Annotated in this window: 15 protein-coding genes and 1 pseudogene; 3 read left to right on the top strand and 13 right to left on the bottom strand. The window is 60.8% G+C overall.

The genetic code is table 11. The features are described 5' to 3' along the window. The 9 genes and pseudogenes from ACRESD_RS24605 to ACRESD_RS24565 form a co-directional block, all read right to left on the bottom strand. Positions 1–220, bottom strand: a pseudogene (locus ACRESD_RS24605) (ABC transporter permease); the annotation flags it as partial. Positions 221–223: 3 nt separating this feature from the next. Further along, positions 224–1183, bottom strand: coding sequence for an ABC transporter permease (locus tag ACRESD_RS24600; RefSeq protein WP_431753288.1), 960 nt, complete (start codon positions 1181–1183; stop codon positions 224–226). A gap of 150 nt (positions 1184–1333) precedes the next feature. Then, positions 1334–2920, bottom strand: coding sequence for an ABC transporter substrate-binding protein (locus ACRESD_RS24595; RefSeq protein WP_431753287.1), 1587 nt, complete (start codon positions 2918–2920; stop codon positions 1334–1336). Positions 2921–2939: 19 nt separating this feature from the next. Next, on the bottom strand, positions 2940–4547 hold the full coding sequence (locus tag ACRESD_RS24590) for a 5-guanidino-2-oxopentanoate decarboxylase (RefSeq protein WP_431753286.1): 1608 nt from the start codon (positions 4545–4547) through the stop codon (positions 2940–2942). Continuing rightward, the gene (locus ACRESD_RS24585; RefSeq protein WP_431753285.1) at positions 4537–6645 is read right to left on the bottom strand and encodes an acetate--CoA ligase family protein; all 2109 of its coding nucleotides are present in this window, start codon (positions 6643–6645) and stop codon (positions 4537–4539) included. The genes ACRESD_RS24590 and ACRESD_RS24585 overlap by 11 nt, the downstream gene beginning before the upstream one ends. A gap of 18 nt (positions 6646–6663) precedes the next feature. Continuing rightward, the gene (locus ACRESD_RS24580) at positions 6664–7824 is read right to left on the bottom strand and encodes an acyl-CoA dehydrogenase family protein (protein ID WP_431753284.1); all 1161 of its coding nucleotides are present in this window, start codon (positions 7822–7824) and stop codon (positions 6664–6666) included. A gap of 21 nt (positions 7825–7845) precedes the next feature. After that, positions 7846–8637 (bottom strand): enoyl-CoA hydratase/isomerase family protein, encoded by a 792-nt coding sequence (locus ACRESD_RS24575; protein ID WP_431753283.1) that lies wholly within the window; start codon positions 8635–8637, stop codon positions 7846–7848. Between the two features lie 150 nt (positions 8638–8787). Next, complete coding sequence (locus tag ACRESD_RS24570) at positions 8788–9426, bottom strand: TetR family transcriptional regulator C-terminal domain-containing protein (protein ID WP_431753282.1); 639 nt, start codon at positions 9424–9426, stop codon at positions 8788–8790. A 42-nt stretch (positions 9427–9468) separates the two neighbouring features. Next, a complete protein-coding gene (locus ACRESD_RS24565) occupies positions 9469–10227 on the bottom strand; it encodes a class II aldolase/adducin family protein (RefSeq protein WP_431753281.1) in 759 nt (252 codons plus the stop codon). Between the two features lie 131 nt (positions 10228–10358). Here ACRESD_RS24565 and ACRESD_RS24560 point away from each other — a divergent pair, with 131 nt between their 5' ends. From ACRESD_RS24560 to dkgB, 3 genes are all read left to right on the top strand, one after another. After that, positions 10359–12314, top strand: coding sequence for an FAD-dependent oxidoreductase (locus tag ACRESD_RS24560; protein WP_431753280.1), 1956 nt, complete (start codon positions 10359–10361; stop codon positions 12312–12314). Beyond that, positions 12302–12880, top strand: a complete 579-nt coding sequence (locus ACRESD_RS24555; RefSeq protein WP_431753279.1) for a cupin domain-containing protein — start codon at positions 12302–12304, stop codon at positions 12878–12880. The genes ACRESD_RS24560 and ACRESD_RS24555 overlap by 13 nt, the downstream gene beginning before the upstream one ends. Before the next feature lie 104 nt (positions 12881–12984). Next, positions 12985–13803, top strand: a complete 819-nt coding sequence (gene dkgB / locus ACRESD_RS24550; protein WP_431753278.1) for a 2,5-didehydrogluconate reductase DkgB — start codon at positions 12985–12987, stop codon at positions 13801–13803. On the opposite strand, the gene ACRESD_RS24545 is transcribed toward dkgB, so the two are convergent. The 4 genes from ACRESD_RS24545 to ACRESD_RS24530 all read right to left on the bottom strand — a co-directional run bounded on the left by ACRESD_RS24545 (position 13800) and on the right by ACRESD_RS24530 (position 19609). Further along, positions 13800–14222 (bottom strand): chemotaxis protein CheY, encoded by a 423-nt coding sequence (locus tag ACRESD_RS24545; protein ID WP_431753277.1) that lies wholly within the window; start codon positions 14220–14222, stop codon positions 13800–13802. The genes dkgB and ACRESD_RS24545 overlap by 4 nt on opposite strands. A 134-nt stretch (positions 14223–14356) precedes the next feature. Then, positions 14357–17962: a transporter substrate-binding domain-containing protein gene (locus ACRESD_RS24540; RefSeq protein ID WP_431753276.1), complete on the bottom strand. Its 3606-nt coding sequence runs from the start codon at positions 17960–17962 to the stop codon at positions 14357–14359. Between the two features lies 1 nt (position 17963). Further along, positions 17964–18590 (bottom strand): response regulator, encoded by a 627-nt coding sequence (locus ACRESD_RS24535; protein WP_431753275.1) that lies wholly within the window; start codon positions 18588–18590, stop codon positions 17964–17966. A gap of 302 nt (positions 18591–18892) precedes the next feature. Continuing rightward, entirely contained in the window at positions 18893–19609 is a 717-nt protein-coding gene (locus ACRESD_RS24530) for an MgtC/SapB family protein (RefSeq protein ID WP_431753274.1), read from the bottom strand. Positions 19610–19716 lie beyond the last annotated feature (107 nt).

Raw genomic sequence — 19716 nt, 5'->3', positions numbered from 1 at the left:
GGGCGCCATAGACCAGACGGCTGAACATGTCGCGCCCGAGGTTATCGGTACCCAGCAGAAACTCCCCGCCCCAGGGCGCGAAGCCCTCGCCCACCACCTGGGTCTCGCCATAGGGCGCCAGGACCGGGGCGAACAGCGCCACCAGCACATACAGGACAATCACCAGCAGGCCGAACTTGGCGCTCAAGGGCGCGCGCAGCAGTTGTTTGATCAGGCTCATGGCTTACCCCTTCGGATGCATCAGGCGTGGATTGCTGGCAATCGACAGCACATCGGCCGTGGTATTGAGCACGATGTAGGTGGCGGCAAAGATCAGGCTGCAGGCCTGCACCACCGGAATGTCGCGCTTGGACACCGAATCCACCAACAATTGGCCCAGACCTGGATAGACAAACACCACCTCGACCACCACCACCCCCACCACCAGATACGCCAGGTTCAGCGCCACCACGTTGACGATGGGCGCCAGCGCATTGGGCAAGGCGTGCTTCCAGATAATCCGCGACGGGCGGATGCCCTTGAGCCGGGCCATCTCGATATAGGGGCTGGCGAGCAGGTTGATCAGAGAGGCGCGGGTCATGCGCATCATCTGTGCGATCACCACCAGGCTCAGGGTCGCCACCGGCAATACCGAGCGCTCCAGGATCGTGCCCAGGGACGCATCCGGCGCCAGGTTGGACAGGCTCGGGAACCAGCCGAGCTTCACCGAGAACACCAGGATCAGCAGGTAAGCGACAAAGAACTCGGGGAACGACACCGCACTTAATGCCGAGGTGTTGAGCAGGCGGTCGAACCAGCTATTGCGATACAACGCCGCAAGCATCCCCAGCACCAAGGCCGTGGGCACCGAGACCAGTGCCGCCAATGTCGCCAGGCTCAGCGTATTGCCCAAGCGCGCACCGATCAGCTCGGCGATGGGTCGCTGGTTGGCCAATGATGCGCCGAGATCGCCGTGCAACAGGCGCAGCAGCCATTGCACAAAGCGTGTGAGTGGCGGCAGATCCAGCCCCAATTGCGCACGAAAGGCTGCCACCGTTTCAGGTGTGGCGGACTGACCGAGCATGGCCTGGGCGATGTCGCCGGGCAGCATGCCCACGGCGAGGAAGATGATCACCGAGACGGCGAACAGCGACAGCAGGCCGAGAGCCAGGCGTTGGAGGACCAGTTTCAACAAGCTATTCATAAAAACACCTTCGAGCAACCACCACAAATCCACTGTGGGAGCGGGCTTGCTCGCGAATGCAGTGGGTCAGCAACACATGTGCCGGCTGACACTGCGCATTCGCGAGCAAGCCCGCTCCCACATTTTGGATGTTCATTGTCTGGAGAATCTCTATGCCTGCCACCACCGCTCGATCAAGCGCAGCCCATCCAACTCACCATAGGGCGCCGTTTGCGTGCCATGCATTACCCGGTTCGAACGTGCCGCCACGGAGCTGGCAAACAGCGGCACAATCGCCCCGCCATCGTCCCTGCACAACGCCTGCATCTCGTTGTACATCTCCTGGCGCAGTGGCGCGTTCATCTCGCCACGGGCGGCGGTGAGCAGTTGGTTGAAGCGCGTGTTGTCCCAGTGGGTTTCGTTCCAGGCCGCGCCTTTGGCGTAGCCGATGCTGAACATGCGGTCGGCGGTCAGGCTGCTGTACCAGAACGAGGTGGTGAACGGCTGCTTCATCCATACGTTGGAAAAGAACCCGTCGGCTGGCTCGCGTACCACGTCGATATCGATACCGGCCTGACGCGCTTGCTCCTTGAACAGTACCGAGGCATCCACCGCGCCGGTGTAGGCGGCGTCGGAGGCTTGCAGGCGTACCTTGAGGGCGTCCACGCCAGCCTTGCGCAGGTAGAAGCGCGACTTGTCCGGATCGTAGGCACGTTGCTCCAGGGCAGCGTTGATAAAGCGGCTGCCAGGCTGGATCGGGTGGTCGTTACCCACCAGGCCATAGCCGTGCAGCACCGAGGCGAGCAACGTTTCGCGGTTGATCGCATGCTTCATCGCCATGCGGATGTCGTTGTTCTTGAATTCGTTGCTGTCGCATAGCATCGGGAAGGTGTAGTGCTGGGCGCCTTTGGTTTCTTCGATCACCAGGCTTGGGTTGCGCTTGAGCAAGGCCACGGTTTTCAGGTCAACCTTGTTGATCACATCCACTTGCCCGGTAACCAGCGCATTGACCCGCGCGGCGCCGTCGGCGATGGCCAACAGCTCGGCACTGGCGAAATGTGCCCGGCCAGGCTTCCAGTAGTCGGGGTTGCGCTCCAGGTCCATGCGCACGCCAGGTTCGAAGCTTTTCAGGCGGTAGCCGCTGGTGCCCACGCCGGCTTGCCAATCGGCTGCGCCGTCCTTGGCGGGCATGATCACCAGGTGGTAATCGGCGACCACATAAGCGAAGTCGGCATTGCCTGAATGCAGCTCGAACACCACCGTATCACTGCCCTTGGCACTGACACTGGCAACATCGCCGAGCACGGTCTTGGCCGCTGAGGTGGAGTCTTTGCTCAGGTGGTGGTTGATCGAAACCACCACATCCTCGGCGGTGAGGTTTTTACCGTTATGGAAGGTCACGCCCGGGCGTAGATGGAAGGTCCATACCCGCGCATCCGGGGTGGATTCAAAGCGTTCGGCGAGTTCAGGAATAGCGGTGCCGTCAACGGCGATTTCGGTCAGCGTGTTGTACACCGCCGAAAAGCCGACAAAGGTGAACGTGTCGACCCAGGAGCCAGGGTCACGCGAATCGGTGGTGCTGCCCCCGGCCAGGCCCAGGCGCAACACGCCGCCCGGCTTGGGCGCCACCTCTTCAGCGAACGCCTGCAACGGCAGGCCCATGGACAACGCCGCCGCCACCGCACCCGCGACAGCGCTGTGTTTGAGAAAGTCCCGTCGGTGCATCGCTTGAGTCATTTTGTTGTTGTTTTCGCTCATGGTCTTGCTCCTCTAAAGGTCAACAGGCATAGGCGTGCTTCAGCTCGATCAAGGTCACGCCATTGCGTTTGAAACCGTTGCGCAAGTCCGTCTGCAATTCATCCAGGTTCCTGGGTTGGTTTACCGTGCAGCCGAACGCCTGGGCGAACAGCGCAAAATCCGGGTTGCGCGGCAGTACGCCGATGGGTTCGATGTCCAGGTTCAGCATGTCGTCGCGGATCTGGCCAAGCGCATCGTTGTTCCACAGCAGCACCACCAGCGGGCTGTCCAGCTCTTCAACGGCGGTGGCGAGTTCCTGAGCGGTGTAGAGAAAACCGCCATCGCCCACCAACACCAAACCCGGCCGATGCGGCGCGCCGAATTTGGCGCCGATGCCCGCCGGCAAGCCATAGCCCAAGGTGCCGTAGCCGGTGGGATGCAGCCAACTGCGCGGCGCGCGACTGCGATAGGCATAGTTACCGGTGTAGGCCAATTGGGTCATGTCGCTGCTGACAAAGGCGTCGGCGGGAAGCTCGGCTTCGATGCGATCGAGAATGGCCTGGTGGATGGACTGCAAAGGGCCATGGCCCAGCTCGATGGCCTCAAGCAATGCCGCGACCTTTTGCATGGCCGCGTCAGCGTTACGCGGTGGTGTTGGCAGGCGTTCCAGCAACGCCAATAGTGTCTGCTGAGCATCGCCGCGCAACGCCACGGCACAAGGGTAAAAATCATTGAATTTGCGCGGGTCGATATCCACACGCAGCAGCTCGCCCTTGATAGGCAAACGCTCGCGCCAATAGTCGGTGTCGGCCATCTCGGTACCGACGGCCAGCACCACATCGGCCTCGCTGATCAGTTGCCAGCCGGGCTCGACGCACAGCGTGGCGCCGGCATTCAGCGGGTCATTGCTCGGCAGCAGTCCCTTACCGGCGACACTGGTGAAAAACGGCGCGGCCAGTCGCGTACTCAAGCGCTGCAAGGCTTCGCCCGCCGCCAGCGCACCGCCACCGGCGATGATCATCGGGCGCTTGGCTGCCACGAGTTTGGCCACCGCTTGCTCCAGCACCTCGGCCGATGGCAGGCCACGTCCAGGGCGGCGCACCACCTCGTGGCTCCAGTCCCTTTTGATCGGCGCCGCCAACACATCCAATGGCACCGAAATATGCACCGGCCGTGGCCGCTCGCTGTCGAACACCGCATAAGCACGGGCAACCAGTTCGGGCAAATCTTCGGTACTCAGCGCCACCGCTGAAAATGCCGTGATCGGCGCGGTGATCGCCCGCTGGTCCTGGGTCTCGTGCAGGATGCCCCAGCCTTTGCCGAGGCTGGCGGTGTGGTTGACGCTGGAGATCACCAGCATCGGAATCGAGTCGGCGTAGGCCTGGCCGATGGCCGTGGCGGCATTGGTCACACCAGGGCCGGTGATCACAAAACACACGCCCGGTTTGCCGCTGACCCGCGCATAACCATCAGCCATAAAGCCGGCGCCCTGCTCATGGCGTGTGAGCACATGGCGAATGCCACTGCCGGGTAGGCCGCGATACAACTCCAGGGTGTGCACCCCGGGGATGCCGAAAACCGTATCGACGCCATAATTGGCCAGCAAGCGCACAAGAGCCTGGCCGCCTGTCATCGTCTTATCGTGCATGGTCATCTCCTAGACGAATCAATGCATCGACCGCCGTAGCGCCTCGGGCATCGACCAATAATGGGTTCACATCCAGCTCCAGCAACTGCCCGACGTGAGTGCAGGCGTAGTCCGCCACCGCGCGGATAGCCGCCACCAGTGCGTTCATATCCACCACTTCACGCCCGCGAAAGCCTTGCAGCAACGCGGCGCTGCGCAGGCTGAGCAAGGCGTGGCGGATGGCATCGTCGGTGGTGGGCAGCAGCAGGCTGCGGCTGTCCTTGAGCAGTTCCACCAGGATGCCCCCGGCGCCGATGACCAGGGCCAGGCCAAAGTTGTTTTCGCGCTTGATACCCACGATCAACTCGGCCAGCGGTGGCGTGGCCATGGTTTCCAATAGCAAACGGTCAAACACGACATGGGGTGCATACGCACCGAGGTGCTCGCGCATCTGCGCAAGCGCAGCGGTCAGGGCCATGCCGTTTTGCAGGTTCAGCACCACGGCACCGGCTTCGGTCTTGTGGGGTAGCTCGGCGCTGACAGCCTTGAGCACCAACGGGTAACCCAGGCGTTGCGCATCACTGAGCGCGTGTTCCGGCGTACTCAACACAGCCTCGGGAGTGTTCAAGCCAAAAGCGCGCAGCGCCTGCTTCGACGCCCACTCGTCCAGGGCTACGCCTTGGCTTGCCAGGGCCTGCGGACATAGCGGAACGAGGATCGACTCACCCCGCTCCAGCAACACGCGACGATGGCGTTGATAGTCGGCAATCCGCCCCCAGGCCGTAAGCGCATCTTCTACACCTTGCAGCGCGGCAATGCCTTGGGCATGCAGACGCTCACGGGCATGGGGCGGCAGCAACTCGGGAAAGGCCGAGGTGACAAAACCGCTCTTGCCATGGCGCTTGAGCGCGTCGCAGAACAGCGCCAGCAACAGGTCGCACTCCTTGCGCTCGCCGGTAAATTCAGCCGGGTAATCCAACACCAGCATCGCCGCGTCGGCGTCGGTGCGCAGGGCGGTGTCGAGCATAGCGTTGAGCGCTTCACGGTCGCCCCAGATAGCGGTGGTGAAATCCAGCGGGTTGACCAGGTTGGCATAGCTGGGCAGTACCTGGGCCAGCTCAGCACGCTGGTCATCGTCCAGTGCCGGCAGAGCCAAGTGATTGCGTTCGGCGTAGTCGGCGATCAGTCCCGCGTCACCGCCCGAGCAGGCCAACGCGATGAGGCTGTTGCCATCTGGAAGATTGCCGCAGGCGGCGGCCTTCAGGGTTTCGACGAAACTCACCGGCCCGCTGACGCGAATGACGCCCAGCCGCGCAAACAGGCTGTCGTACAACGCATCGGAGCCGCTTAACGAACTGGTATGACTCAGCGCCAACTCGGCACCGATCTGCGACACACCGGTTTTCAGGGCGATGATCGGAATGCCCTTCTCCAGCGCCTTGTGCGCCGCACGGGCAAAATCCGGTACATTCTTCAAGCCTTCCAGGTGCAGGCCGATGGCAGTGACGCGCGGCTCATCGAGCAGCACATCCATCAACTCGGCAACGCCCAATTGCGCTTGGTTGCCCACCGAGACCATATAGGCCACCGGCAGCGAACGATCGCTCATCGACAGGTTGTAGGCGAAGTTGCCGCTTTGGGTCAGCACCGCCACGCCCTTCTCCACCGCTTTGCCGCCGTGGGCCACCGGCCACAATGCCGCGCTGTGCAAGTAGTCCAGCAGGCCGTAGCAGTTGGGGCCGAGCAAGGCCATGTCGCCTGCCGCTGTTAACAGCTGCTGTTGCATCACTGCACCACTGGCGCCGGTTTCGGCAAACCCCGAGGCGTAGCAGATTGCGCCCCCGGCCCCGATGGCCTCCAGCTCGGCAACGCACGCCAGCGTGAGCTCGCGGTTGGTGGCGATAAACACCGCGTCCGGGCCGCACGGCAAATCGGCAATGCGGCGCACACAGGGAATGCCATCGAGGTTGTCATGCTGCGGATTGACCAGCCACATCGGGCCGCTGAAACCACCGTCGGCACAACGTTTGAGCGCACGGGCCATGCTGCGCCCGCCGACGAATGCCAAGTGCCGGGGCGCCAGCAGGCGCTTGAGGTTGTCGCGAATAACCTGGGACATAAGCGTTCTCCGCGCCGATCAGCGCAACAGCGGCCGCAGCAGTTCACGGGCGATGATGTGGCGCTGGATTTCCGAGGTGCCTTCCCAGATCCGCTCGATCCGTGCGTTGCGCCAGATGCGCTCCACCGGCCCTTCATCCATCAAGCCCATGCCGCCGAATATCTGCACGGCTTCATCAGCGACCTTGCCCAGGGTTTCACTGGCAAACAGCTTGGCCATGCCGGCTTCACCGTCGGTCATGCTGCCTTGGTCCATCTTCCAGGCGGTGTGCAGGGTCAACAGTTCGGCGGCGCGAATCTGCGTGGCCATGTCGGCCAGTTTGAAGCTCACGCCTTGATAAGTGCCGATGGGTTGGCCGAACTGCTTGCGGTCCGCCGCCCATTGCAGCGACACGTCCAACGCACGCTGGGCCTGGCCGACGCAGTTGGCGGCGACCATCACGCGGCCGGCGGTGAGCCAGGCGTTGGCGACGTCCCAACCTTTACCCACTTCACCGAGCACCTGGGACGCAGGGACGCGGCAGTCGTCGAAGAACATTTCATAGGTGTGATAACCACGGTTGCTCACACACTTGGGGCCACGGCGAATGGTCATGCCGGGGGTGCCACGGTCCACCAGGAATGACGTCACCGCATTGCGTTGGCGACCGTTGTGTTCGTAGGTGTCGGTCACCGCAAACACAATGGCGAAATCGGCGTGCCCGGCATGGCTGATGAAGTGCTTGCTGCCGTTGATCACGAAATCATCGCCACTGCGCACGGCGCGGGTCTTGATCGCATTGGCGTCGGAGCCGGCACCGGGTTCGGTCAGGGCGAAGCAGTCGATTTTCTTGCCCTGCACGCAAGGCAGCAGGTAGTCGCCGATCTGCGCGCCGGTACAGGCCATCAGGATCTTGGACGGCCGTGCAACGAACACATGCAGCGCCCATGAGACCTTGGACAACTCGCGCTCGATCAGCGCCTGGGACAGGTAATCCAGGCCACCGCCGCCAACCTCTTCTGGCATGTTGAAGGCGTAGAAACCGGCGGCGATGGCTTTGTCGCGGATCTGCGCGGCCAGTTCCGGCGAAACGGCGTCGGCCCGGTCCACCGCCTCTTCATGGGGCAATAATTCCTTGGCGACAAAACTGCGTACCGCGTCCACCAACATGTCTTGTTCTTGGCTGAGTTGGAAATTCATGGCGCTACCTGTGTGTTGTTCTTATTGGCCGGAGAAAATCGGAAGACGTTTTTCCATGGAAGCGCGCAGCGCTTCGGCACCGTCGGCGCTTCGGCCGCACAACAGGCCAGCCGCCAACTCGGCCTGCAGCTGTTCGGGGAGGCTGCGCTCGGCACCATTACGGATCAGTTCTTTGGTCTGGGCGAAGGCGAAAGTCGGGCCGTTGGCCAGGCGCGTAGCCAATTCGAGGGTGTGAGCGTGCAGTTGTTCATCGGCCACCACTTCGCCGACAAGCCCGGCAGCCAGCGCGCGGTCGGCGCTCCACAGTTCATCGAGGAACAGCAACCGCTTGGCCTGTTCGCTGCCGATCAGGCGCGGCAAATGCCAACTGGCGCCGGCGTCCGGCGAGTACGCCATGCTGGTGTAGCCAGCCTTGAAGCGCGCCGATTGGGCGGCGACGCGCAGGTCGCAGCACAGCGTCAGGTCCATCCCGGCACCGACCGCAGTGCCGTTGATTGCGGCAATCGTGGGTTTGTCGAGGCTGTGCAGGCGGGTCATCAGGGCGTGGGCGGTTTCGGTCCAACCGTAGGTTTCCAGGGCGCCACGGGCTTCGGCATCAGCCCACTCCGCCAGGTCGGCACCGGCGCAGAAACTGCGGCCGCTGCCAGTCAACACCACTACCCGCACGCCGGGGTCGGCGTTGAATGTGTCGAGCAAGCGATGCAGGTACTTGAGGGTCGGGATGTCCAATGCGTTGCGTTGCGGACCACGGTTGAGGGTGATCCAGGCAACGCCGGCTTGCACTTGGTTGAGCACGGGCGAATCGGTAGTCATGGCGTCCTCGAATTATTTTATTTGGCGTGAGGGGTGCGACATGGCGAGATACTAAACGAGTGTTCAGCAAGGAGGCAATCGGCAAACTGCAAATATTTTCAGCGGGCAAAGGCCGGCCTGAACCTTGCGTCCAGGCAGTGAAGAAAGGGTTCAGGGTTTGAGCTGATAACGTTGGCGGCCCGCGCCCTGCAAGCCGTCGACCCAGGCTTCACAGATCTGGATACCCTGCTCCGGCGTGAACGTGCCGGGGTTGAGCCCCGACTCCAACCACAGCCCATCGAGCAATGCACTCAGGCCGATAGCCGCGAGGTCGGCATCGAAATGCTGCCAGCCCTCCTCCCTGGCCATGTCGGTCAAGGCCGAGCGCATGATGGTGCGGTACTCGCCATAGGAGTGTTCGTGGGCCAGATTGATCGCCGGCGCCGTCTTGACCGCCCCCCAGAACACCAGCCAGGCATCCAGCAATTGTGGGTCGAGCAATTCAGCGGAAAACGAAGCCTTGAACAACGCCGACAGCCGCTCCCGAGGCTGCGGCAGCGCCTTGGCCATGTTCGCGCGCAACAAGCCCATGACCTGGGCGGTGATCGTGCGATAAGCCTCGGCCACCAATTCATCCTTGCCCGAATAGTGATGACTGATCAGCCCCACCGACACCCCGGCCTCAGCGCTGATCTTGCGGATCGAGGCGCCCTGGAAACCATCCCGTTTGAGGCAGGTGAGTGTCGCCTGGACCAGATTCGCCTTGCGCGTTTCCGGGTCCATTCGGGAGAAACGGGTTTCCTGGGTCATGCGGCGTGTTCCTTCGGTTGAGTCGGCAGCCATGACTCTACCTCAGTCACGATAGCCCGGCGACACTCGGTCCAGCATCCGCAGCAACGCCGCCCAAGCCAGTTGCATGGCGTCCGGGTCGCTCAACTCGCCTTCATCCAGCGGCCGCCCCGGGTTATTGAATTGTTGTTCGGTGTAGGCGCAGACCTCGGCAGACGGCAACACCAACGTACCGCACGCCTGGGCGGCGATCTGGATATCACAGGCTTTTTCCAGGTAGTACATGCGTAGAAATGCCTGGCTGACCGTTTCACCCACCGTCAGCAAACCGTGGTTGCGCAGCATCAGTACCGGCTTGTCGCCCAAGTCCTGAACCAGTCGGCGTTGCTCATCCATATCCAGGGCCACACCTTCGTAGTCGTGGTAAGCCACCTTGCCGTAGAACTCCATGGAGATCTGGTTCACCGGCAACAACCCGCACTCCAACGCGGCCACCGCACACCCGGCACGCGTATGGGTATGCAGCACGCACTGGGCGTCCTCGCGTGCGCCGTGGATCGCGCTGTGGATGACAAAACCGGCCGGGTTCACCGCATAAGGCGAAGGCTCCACGGCATGCCCGTTCAGGTCGATTTTCACCAGGCTTGACGCGGTAATCTCATCGAACATCAGCCCGTAGGGATTGATCAGGAAGTGATGTTCGGGCCCGGGAATCCGCACCGAGATATGGGTAAAAATCAGGTCGCTCATGCGGTAGTGGGCGATCAGTCGGTAGCAGGCAGCCAGTTGTTCGCGCAGTTGCTGCTCGGTGGAGTGAGTCATTTTTATTCTCCAGGCATGGGGATGGTGAGGGTGACGCTAATCCAGGGCCCAGTAAAAAAACAAGTTGATTTTTTACTGACACTCGCCTCCTATAGAAAAATAACAATAACAGCGCCTGGAGTATCCGCACCATGTCGCACGCTGCCTTTCCCCATCTGTTCGAGCCCCTGCAACTGCGGGGCAAGCGCCTGAAAAATCGCATCATGTCCAGCGGACACGACACGTCGATGCCCACCGACAATCGGGTCAACCCACAATTGATCGCCTACCACCGGGCGCGGGCTGAAGGCGGCGTGGGCCTGATTGTGCTGCAGGTTGCCGGGGTGCATGACAGCGCCCGCTACACCTCTCACGTGCTGATGGCCACCGACGATGACTGCATCGTGGGCTACCGTGAACTGGCCAGGACCTGCCACGCTCACGACACAGTGGTGCTGTCGCAGATATTCCATCCGGGGCGAGAAATCATGGAGTCGGCCGACGGCTTGCTGGCCGTGGCTTATTCGGCGTCGGGGGTGCCCAACGAACGGTTTCGGGTGATGCCGCGAGCGCTTGAAGCATCGATGATCGATGAGATCGTGGCCGGTTATGCCGCGGCGGCCCGACGCCTGTATCAGGCCGGAATTGACGGTGTGGAAGTGGTTGCCAGCCACGGCTATCTGCCAGCGCAGTTTCTCAACCCACGGGTCAACCGACGCACCGATGGCTACAACGGTGGTCTTGAGCAACGCTTGCGTTTTTTAAGGGAAATCATCGCGGCGGTGCGGGCCGTCACCGATGAACAATTCATCATTGGCCTGCGCATTTGCGCCGACGAGCGCGACGCCGAGGGCCTCACCGAAAGCGAATCCCTGGAGGCCGTGCAGAGCCTGCAGGCTCAGTTGGACTATGTGCATATCGTCGCCGGTACCTCGGCGTCCCTGGGTGGTGCGATCCATATCGTGCCGCCGATGGCGATTGCCGCCGCCTACCTCGCGGATGAAGCCGCGACGTTCAAGGCCAGCCTGTCGATTCCACTGTTCGTGACCGGTCGGATCAACCAGCCACAGGAAGCCGAGCAGATCCTGGCGCGGGGCCAGGCGGATGTGTGCGGCATGACCCGTGCGCTGATCTGCGACCCGCTGATGCCGACCAAATCCCTGGAGGGGCGTGTCGAGGATGTACGGGCGTGCATTGCCTGCAATCAAGCCTGCATCGGCCACTTCCACAAAGGCTTGCCGATTTCCTGTATCCAGCATCCTGAAACGGGTCGCGAATTGATGTTCAGTCACCTGCAACCCGCGCAGAAGCGAAAGCGCATCATGGTGGTCGGCGGAGGCCCGGCGGGGATGAAGGCAGCGGTCGTGGCGGCGCAACGGGGCCATGAGGTGACGCTGTACGAAGCAGGCAGCCAACTGGGTGGGCAAATCCTGTTGGCGCAATTGCTGCCAAGGCGCAGCGAGTTCGGCGGCGCCAGTACCAACCTGCAACGCGAGATGGAGTTGGCCGGGGTGCGGGTGGTGCGCAACACCCGAGTGGATCGTGCCCTGGTGGAACAGGCGCAACCTCATCACGTGATCATTGCCACCGGCGCCGAGCCTTACTGGCCAAACTTCGAACAAGGCGGCGAACTGCAAGTGGTGGATGCCTGGCAGGTATTGCGCGATCAAGTCAGCCTGGGCCGCTCCGTGGTGGTGGTCGACTGGCGTTGCGACTGGATCGGTCCCGGCATTGCCGAACGCCTGGTACGCGCCGGGCATCACGTGCAACTGGCAGTCAACGGCACCCACTGTGGCGAAAACCTGCCACTGTATGTGCGCGATCAACTCGCCGGCGAATTGCATCGGCTGGGTATCCCGATCATCCCTTACGCCCGCCTCTACGGCTGCGACGACAGTACGGTCTACCTGCAGCACACTGCCAGCGGCGAGCCGATGCTGCTGGAGGATATCGACAGCCTGGTGTTGTGCCAGGGCCACCAGCCGGTGGACACTCTGGGCGCGCAGCTGCAGGGACTGGTGCCGTTTGATCGCATCGGCGACTGTCTGGCGCCGCGCACCGCCGAAGAAGCCATTTACGAAGGACTCAAAGTAGCGTGGAACCTTTGAACGACGAATCCCAGCCCCTGTTTCTCGGCACGCGCATCCGTGGCTTGCGCAAGGCACGCGGCATGACGCTGACGGATTTGGCACAGACAAGTGAACTGACCGCTGGCTATCTCAGCCAACTGGAACGCAACCTGGCGTATCCGTCGATTCCGGCGTTGTTCAATATCGCCCGCAGCCTGGACGTGACTATCCAGTGGTTCTTCGCCAGTGACAACGCTCCGGCCCCGGCGGATGAAGGTTATGTGGTGCGCCAGGACAACCGTCAGAGCATCCGCTATGAAGACGGAATCGTCGACCAGTTGCTGACACCTTTGCCCAACCACCAGTTGGAGATGCTGCACTCGTGTTTTCCTCCCGGCACCTACAGTCAGCAGAGTTACAGCCATGAGGGTGAAGAAGCCGGCTACGTATTGAGTGGATGTTTTGAGTTGTGGGTGGGTGAGCGGCACTTTCTGCTGAGTGAGGGTGACAGCTTCAGCTTCGCCAGCAGTGAGCCCCATCGGTATGGCAACCCAGGCAAGGTGGATACGCGGGTGATCTGGGTCATTACGCCACCGACGTTTTGATTCGTGACTTGCGGTCAAGAGTCCTTTTCGGATTCGACGGTTTTTCCGAAAGAACGACGGGCGGATACTCGACGCCATTGCTTATCGCCCTTCAGGAGTTACCGATGTCTCTTCCCACACAAAACGTTCCGGCCTTTGGCCTTGGCACTTTCCGCCTGCAAGGCCAAGTGGTCATCGACTCCGTCAGCACCGGCCTGGAACTGGGTTACCGCGTCATCGACACGGCGCAGATCTACGAGAACGAAGCGGAAGTCGGCCAGGCCATTGCCGACAGTGGCGTGCCGCGTGATGAGCTGTTCATCACCAGCAAGATCTGGATCGCCAACTTTGCCGAGGGCCAACTGATCCCGAGCCTCAAGGAAAGCCTGCGCAAACTGAAAACCGAGTACCTGGACCTGACCCTGATCCACTGGCCATCGCCGGAGAACCAGGTGCCCGTTGCCGAATTCATGGGGCAGTTGCTCGAAGCCAAGCGCTTGGGCCTGACGCGCCAGATCGGCATCTCCAACTTCACCATCGACTTGATGAAGCAGGCCATTTCCGCCGTAGGCGCCGAGAACATTGCCACCCACCAGATCGAACTGCATCCCTACCTGCAAAACCGCAAGGTGGTGGATTTCGCCACCGCCCATGGCATCCAGATTACGTCGTACATGACCCTGGCCTACGGCGAAGTGCTCAAGGACCCGGTGATCCAGCAGATTGCCGAACGCCATCAGGCCACCCCGGCGCAAGTCACTCTGGCCTGGGCCATGCAGCAGGGCTACGCGGTAATCCCGTCGTCAACTAAACGCGCCAACCTGGCCAGCAACCTCCAGGCCCTGCAACTGACCTTGAGTACGGCCGACATGGCACAGATTGCCAGCCTGGAACGCGGGCACCGCTTGACCAGCCCCAAAGGCATCGCGCCGAAGTGGGACTAACCCCCTGTCACAGGCATTCGGGATAACTCGCGCAGCCACGGCAACACCCGCAGGCCTTGAGTGGTCTCGGGTGGGTCGATGATGTCCATGAAATGTTCCAGGTTGACGTTGTCCGGCACACCCGGAAGGCGTACCAGCACCGCCGGCGTTGTACCGGCGAGCGCGCCCAGGTCTAAATGGTCGTAGACCAGCACATGGTGGGCCTGGGGGTTCGGCCCCTCGGCACCGGCCGCCAGCCCGGCGTTGATGATCAGCACGTCGAAGGGTTCGGCCGGAATGGCCGTGAGAATCTGGACCTCGTCAAAGGTTTGCACCGAAACAATCCGGTAATACCCCAACCGGTTGAGCATTTTTTCGATGTACAGCCGTTGCAAGTGCTGTTCATCGGCAATCAGGATGGTCAGTGCTTTGTTCGGCATGGCAAGTCCCTGGGCTGGCAATACTCGTCAGTGAGTGCCGCCCATTTTCCAGACATACTTCGAAGACAAAATCAGGCATGTTCCTCGTTCGTGTAGGAGTTCTCCCAAATCTACCGAATGAGCATCAACGGTGGTCAAAACTGCTTGCAATACGTACTCAGGCCACGGTGCAAATCATCGATCGCGTCGCCCACCTCCTTGACCGCTGCCCCCAGTGCTTCACAGTCCCGCCTTTCACACACGGCCTCCAATGTTTCACAACCACGGATCACCGCGTGCGCCTTGACCATCCGCGCCCCGCCTTTGGCACGATGGGCCAGGTCGTGCAACCTGGCGAAGTCAGCTTGGCGTTGCAGCGATAACAATAGCGTGCGATCGGCCTGGAGGCTGTCGAGTAATGGCATCAGTAACTCTTCAAGTACATGGGGATCGCCCTCGGCCAACGCGGCCAGCGTACTCAGATCAAATGCCGTGGCCTCAGGCGGGGAAAGGCTCACGGTGCGCGGTGCCAACGCAACGCGTAAATCTTCAAGCCCGGTGGGTTTGAACAGGCACCCGTCCATGCCCGCCTCCCGGCAGCGCTCGGTTTCTTCAGGTTGGGCGTTGGCGGTGAACCCAAGGATCAGGCACGGTATCAAGCCCTGCGCACGTTCCTGTGCACGAATATCCTGCGTCAACTGATAGCCGTTCTTGAACGGCATATTGCAATCAGTGATGACCCCGTCGAAGTGCCCAGTCTGCCACTGCTCAAAACCTTGAATACCGTCTTCAGCCGTGGTGATGTGATGGCCTAGGACACTCAGTTGCCGAGCCAGCAGCAGGCGGTTGGCCGGATAGTCGTCCACTACCAGGATATTCAACGCCTGGGTCGGCGCAGCCGCAGGTAAAGCCTGGGCAGGCACGGCAACAGTGCTCGCCAATGTCAACATCACATCCACCCGAGTGCCTTGCCTCAACACACTGCTCAGGTGCAGATGCCCCCCCATCATTTCACACAGGTTGCGACTGATGACCAACCCCAGGCCAGAACCGCTGCGGGCCGACTGCTCACTGTTGCTGCCCTGGACAAAAGGGTTGAACAGCCGTTGTTGATCCTGGGCACTGATGCCGATACCGGTATCCTGTACCCATAACTGCACGTTTAAATGGTCGCCCTCGACTGTGGCCTGGGCGCCGAGCGTCACCTGCCCCCGGGCAGTGAACTTGATCGCATTACTCAACAAATTGGACATCACCTGTTTGAAGCGCAGTGGGTCAACCATCACGGTGTACCCCTTCATAGCGTCCAGTTCGACGTGCAGCACTAACCCCTTGGCCCGCGCCAGTCCCTCGAACACGCGCACCACCGATGCCAACAATTCATGCAGATTGGCCGGCTGCAATGCCAGCGATAAGTGCCCGGACTCGATCCGTGCGATGTCGAGAATATCGCCGATCAACTCCAACATGCCGCGCGAAGCGACCGATGCTACCTCCAGTGCATCACGGTCGGCCTTGCCCTGCTCGGCATTTCTCAGGGCCAGTTCGATCATGCCGATCACCGCGTTCATCGGTGTGCGGATCTCGTGGCTCATCGTCGCCAGAAAGGTGGTCTTGGCGCGGTTGGCGGCATCGGCATCATCCTTGGCTTCCTGCAACTGGCCCAACAGCCGTTGACGCTCGCTCACATCCACCCAGCCGGCGATCATGCCCACCACCCGCTCGTCACCATCACGGTACGGCAGCATCCACTGGTAAATAGTCAGCACGTCACCATTGGGCACCTTGAGTATCCGGTCATAAATCTGCGGCTCTCCATCGGCCATCAAACGCAGGTAGTCATCATGAAACAACTGGGCCTGCGGTAAGTTGCCGGCATCGGTTTCCACCACCGTCTTGCCGATCACGTCTTCAAGCTTGAAGCCGAATACGTCCAGGTAGGCATTGTTGCAAGCCATCAACCGCCCCTGCCGGTCACGCACATAAATCGGGTGCGGTGTGCCGTCGATCAAGACACTCATGAAACGCATCTGATCGCTCAACGCACGTTCAGCCTGAACGCGCTTGCGAATCAGGCTGCGCAGATAGAACACCCAACCCAGCGAGACCACCAGCAACAGGGCAGCTAACCCGAAACCCTGAATAATCGCGTTACGGTGGAGCAACCAATAGCTGTCCTCGATGATGATGTCGCTGCGCCAGTGGCCAATCAATTCATCCATTTCCTCTGGCGTGATGCTCAGTAATGCCTTGTCGAGGATCGAGTACAACTCCAATTGGCTGCGATTCACCCCGAACGTAATGCGCGCAGGCTCGGAGCCGACCGTGCTGATAACCCGCAAATGGCCGCGGTAGTAACGCCCAATCAGGTAACGCGCGCCGATCAGCGAATTGACCGCACCGTCTGCATCACCGCTGGCCACCAACGCCATGGCTTGCTCCGGGTTCTCAACGTCGACAAATACAATCCCCGGGAAATTCTGGTTGATCGTATCGCGCAGGCCATTGCCTGGGATCAGCGCCAGGCGTTTGCCTACCATATCCTCCAGCGTGATCGGACTGTGCTCATCACTACGGGTCACCAACACAAAGGGGTTGGTGAGGTAGGGTCTGGTGAAACGTATCTTCTCGGCGCGCTCGACACTGGGCGTCACCACCGCCAGCATGTCCGCAGTGCCCATACTGACCTGGTCGATCTGGCGCGGCATTGAGCTGCCCGGGACCATATCGAACTTCAAGCCAGTGCGCAGGCTGATGCGCGATAACACCTCGGCGCTCAACCCTTCGAACTCTCCTTGGTCATCGAAAAACGACAACGGCAGGAATTTGTCGAGCGCCACCACCTTGACCCGTGGATGCTTCTGCAACCAGCGTTGCTCGCTGACGCTCAAGTGCAGTCGGCCTGTTCCAAAAATCCCGACACTGCCACCGCTCCAGCGACGCTGGATTTCCATTTGCTCGCTGGCCGGGATCGCCGCCAATACTGCATTGAGAATGGGTAGCAGCCGTGTATTGTCGCGGGCGACCGCGAAGGCAAAAGGGTTGACTTCCAGGGCTGAAAAATCCGCCATCCGCACATTATTGAGATGGTTGCGATTGATCAGGAAACTGCTACTGATAGCATCCCCCAGGTACACATCGGCACGGCCAAATGCAACGGCGCCGATGGCTTCGAAACTCGAGGGGTACAGGTCCAACTGGGCACGAGGGTAGAAGGCCCTCACCGCAGCCGGCTGCATATAGTGGTAGAGCATCGCTATGCGCTTACCGGCCAGATCGTTACTCAGTGCCTGACTGTCACCGGTGCGGGTCACCAACGCGGGCTGATCATTGGCGTAGGAACGCGACAGCAGCAGTTTAGCGTCGGCTGCTTCATAGCCATTGGCTGAGCCAAGGAAGTCCACGGCACCTTGCTTGAGGGCTTCAATGACCTCATCACGGGTCTCGTAGCGCCGCACCTCGATGGGGATGTTCAGGATCTGCCCGACCAGAGCGGCATAATCGGCGGTGATCCCTTCGAGTTCGTCGTTGTTATTGGTCTGGTCAAAAGGTGCGTAATCAGGGGCAGACATCCCCATCACCAGCGTTCGTCGTTCGCGTAACCAGCGCCAGTCGGTTTCAGGCAGCACCGCGTAGGTATGCTCTAAATGCGAGTGCCCCAAAAGCCGCAGCGTGAGCGGCTCATCCAGTGCGGCCGCGAAAATGGGCGACAGGCTCACCAACAAGATCGTGGCGAACCTCATCAACGCGGTGATGTTCATATCAGATCAGATGATTGCGCTGGGCGAACTTGGACAGATGCACCACCGATGACATGCGCAGCTTCTCTTTGAGCCGAGTCTTGTAGGTGCTGATGGTCTTATGGCTCAGCAGCATGTCTTCAGCGATTTCCTTGTTGCCCAGGCCCAAGGCAAGTTTCTGCAGCACCGTCAACTCACGGTCCGACAATGCAGCCACCATTGCCGCCTCCGTGACCTGCAAATCATCGCGGTTCACCGTGCTGGTTGGAATGCTGGGGAAGCAGCTGTAACCGGCCTTGATTGCCTCGATTGCCTTTTGCAACTCGTCCAGTTCACCGGTCTTGGCGACAAACCCCATGGCACCGGCACGCATGCAGCGGGTGGAAAAAAACACCGCCAGGTACGAGGTGAGCACCAGGATCTTGCACGGCAAGCCCAGCGCCTTGATCCGGCTGATCACTTCCAACCCACCCAGCTTGGGCATCGCCAGATCCAGGATGATCAGGTCGGGGCGTTTCTCCCGCGCCAGTTGCATGGCATCAGCGCCGTTGCCCGCTTCGTAGATCTCATCGTAATTTGATTTCTTCAACAGATGCTTGACTGTCGACCGGATAAACGGATGGTCATCCACAATTAATGCTTTGATCATAAAACCCTCTAAGTGAACACAGCACTCTTCCACGTCACACGGGACCTCGGTACCTGTGAGAAATGACAGTTCCGACGAGCGGCACTGCGCACACTCAGGGCAATTACCAGGCGCTGCCGGGACCCCTTCAATTGAAAACACCACGGGCACGTGAAGCCGGACCCTAAGGCCCGCCAGCCGTAAGTGCGCAACCTTAACAACGCAATGATGCTTAGACTGAAGGGATAATCCTGATCAAGTGTAGGATTTATCCTCGCAAAACCCAGTCAATCTTCGGATCAACCAGGTTTTTCATAGGCAGGTCAGTCGGTGGTACTCGGGCTCCAGAAGGCTTGCACCACCAGCGTCGACATGGAAATACGCGCCACCAGCGCATCCAGTTCGTCACCATCGACCGAGGTTGCGGCCAGGGTAGCCTCGATTTCCACTTCTTCACTGCCGAACGGCCGCACGTCGACGTCACTGGCCGGGTAGTTGCACCGTGCCAGCTCGGCTTCCAGCAACACCATCACCGATTGTTGCTGGCTACGCCGCGCGATGACATAGAGGATATTGGTGACCTCCGCTGACACTACATCCAGTGGCTGGCGGTTGATGTTATTGACGATCGGCCGCAGCAGCGTGTTGGCGGCCAATACAAAAAGCGTGCCCAGCAGGGCTTCGAGGATCAGGTCAGCGCCGGCACAGGCCCCCACCGCCGCCGAAGCCCAGAGCGTCGCGGCGGTGTTGAGCCCGCGCACATTGCCCTCTTCACGCATGATCACGCCAGCGCCCAGAAAGCCGATGCCCGACACCACATACGCCACCACGCGCACCGCACCTTCCGCGCCACCGAGGCGGTTGGCCATATCGACAAAAATCGCCGCCCCCACCGCTACCAGCACGTTGGTACGCAAACCCGCCGTGCGCTGGCGGTACTGGCGCTCAAAACCGATCAGGCCACCCAGGATAAACGCTGCGGTGAGGCTGACCACGGTATCCACAAGGGAGTTGAGGTTGATGTTGTTGATTGCTTGCATAAGGATTCTTCCCTGCTCATTACCCGCCAAACTTACGGATGTGGAAACCCTTTACCACCGGGGCACGGCGTGTTGGCATCAACCCATACCACACGAGTAGAAACGGG

Source organism: Pseudomonas sp. (assembly GCF_050739995.1).
Classification (GTDB): Bacteria; Pseudomonadota; Gammaproteobacteria; order Pseudomonadales; family Pseudomonadaceae; genus Aquipseudomonas.
This window is presented reverse-complemented; position numbering and strand designations above follow the sequence as displayed.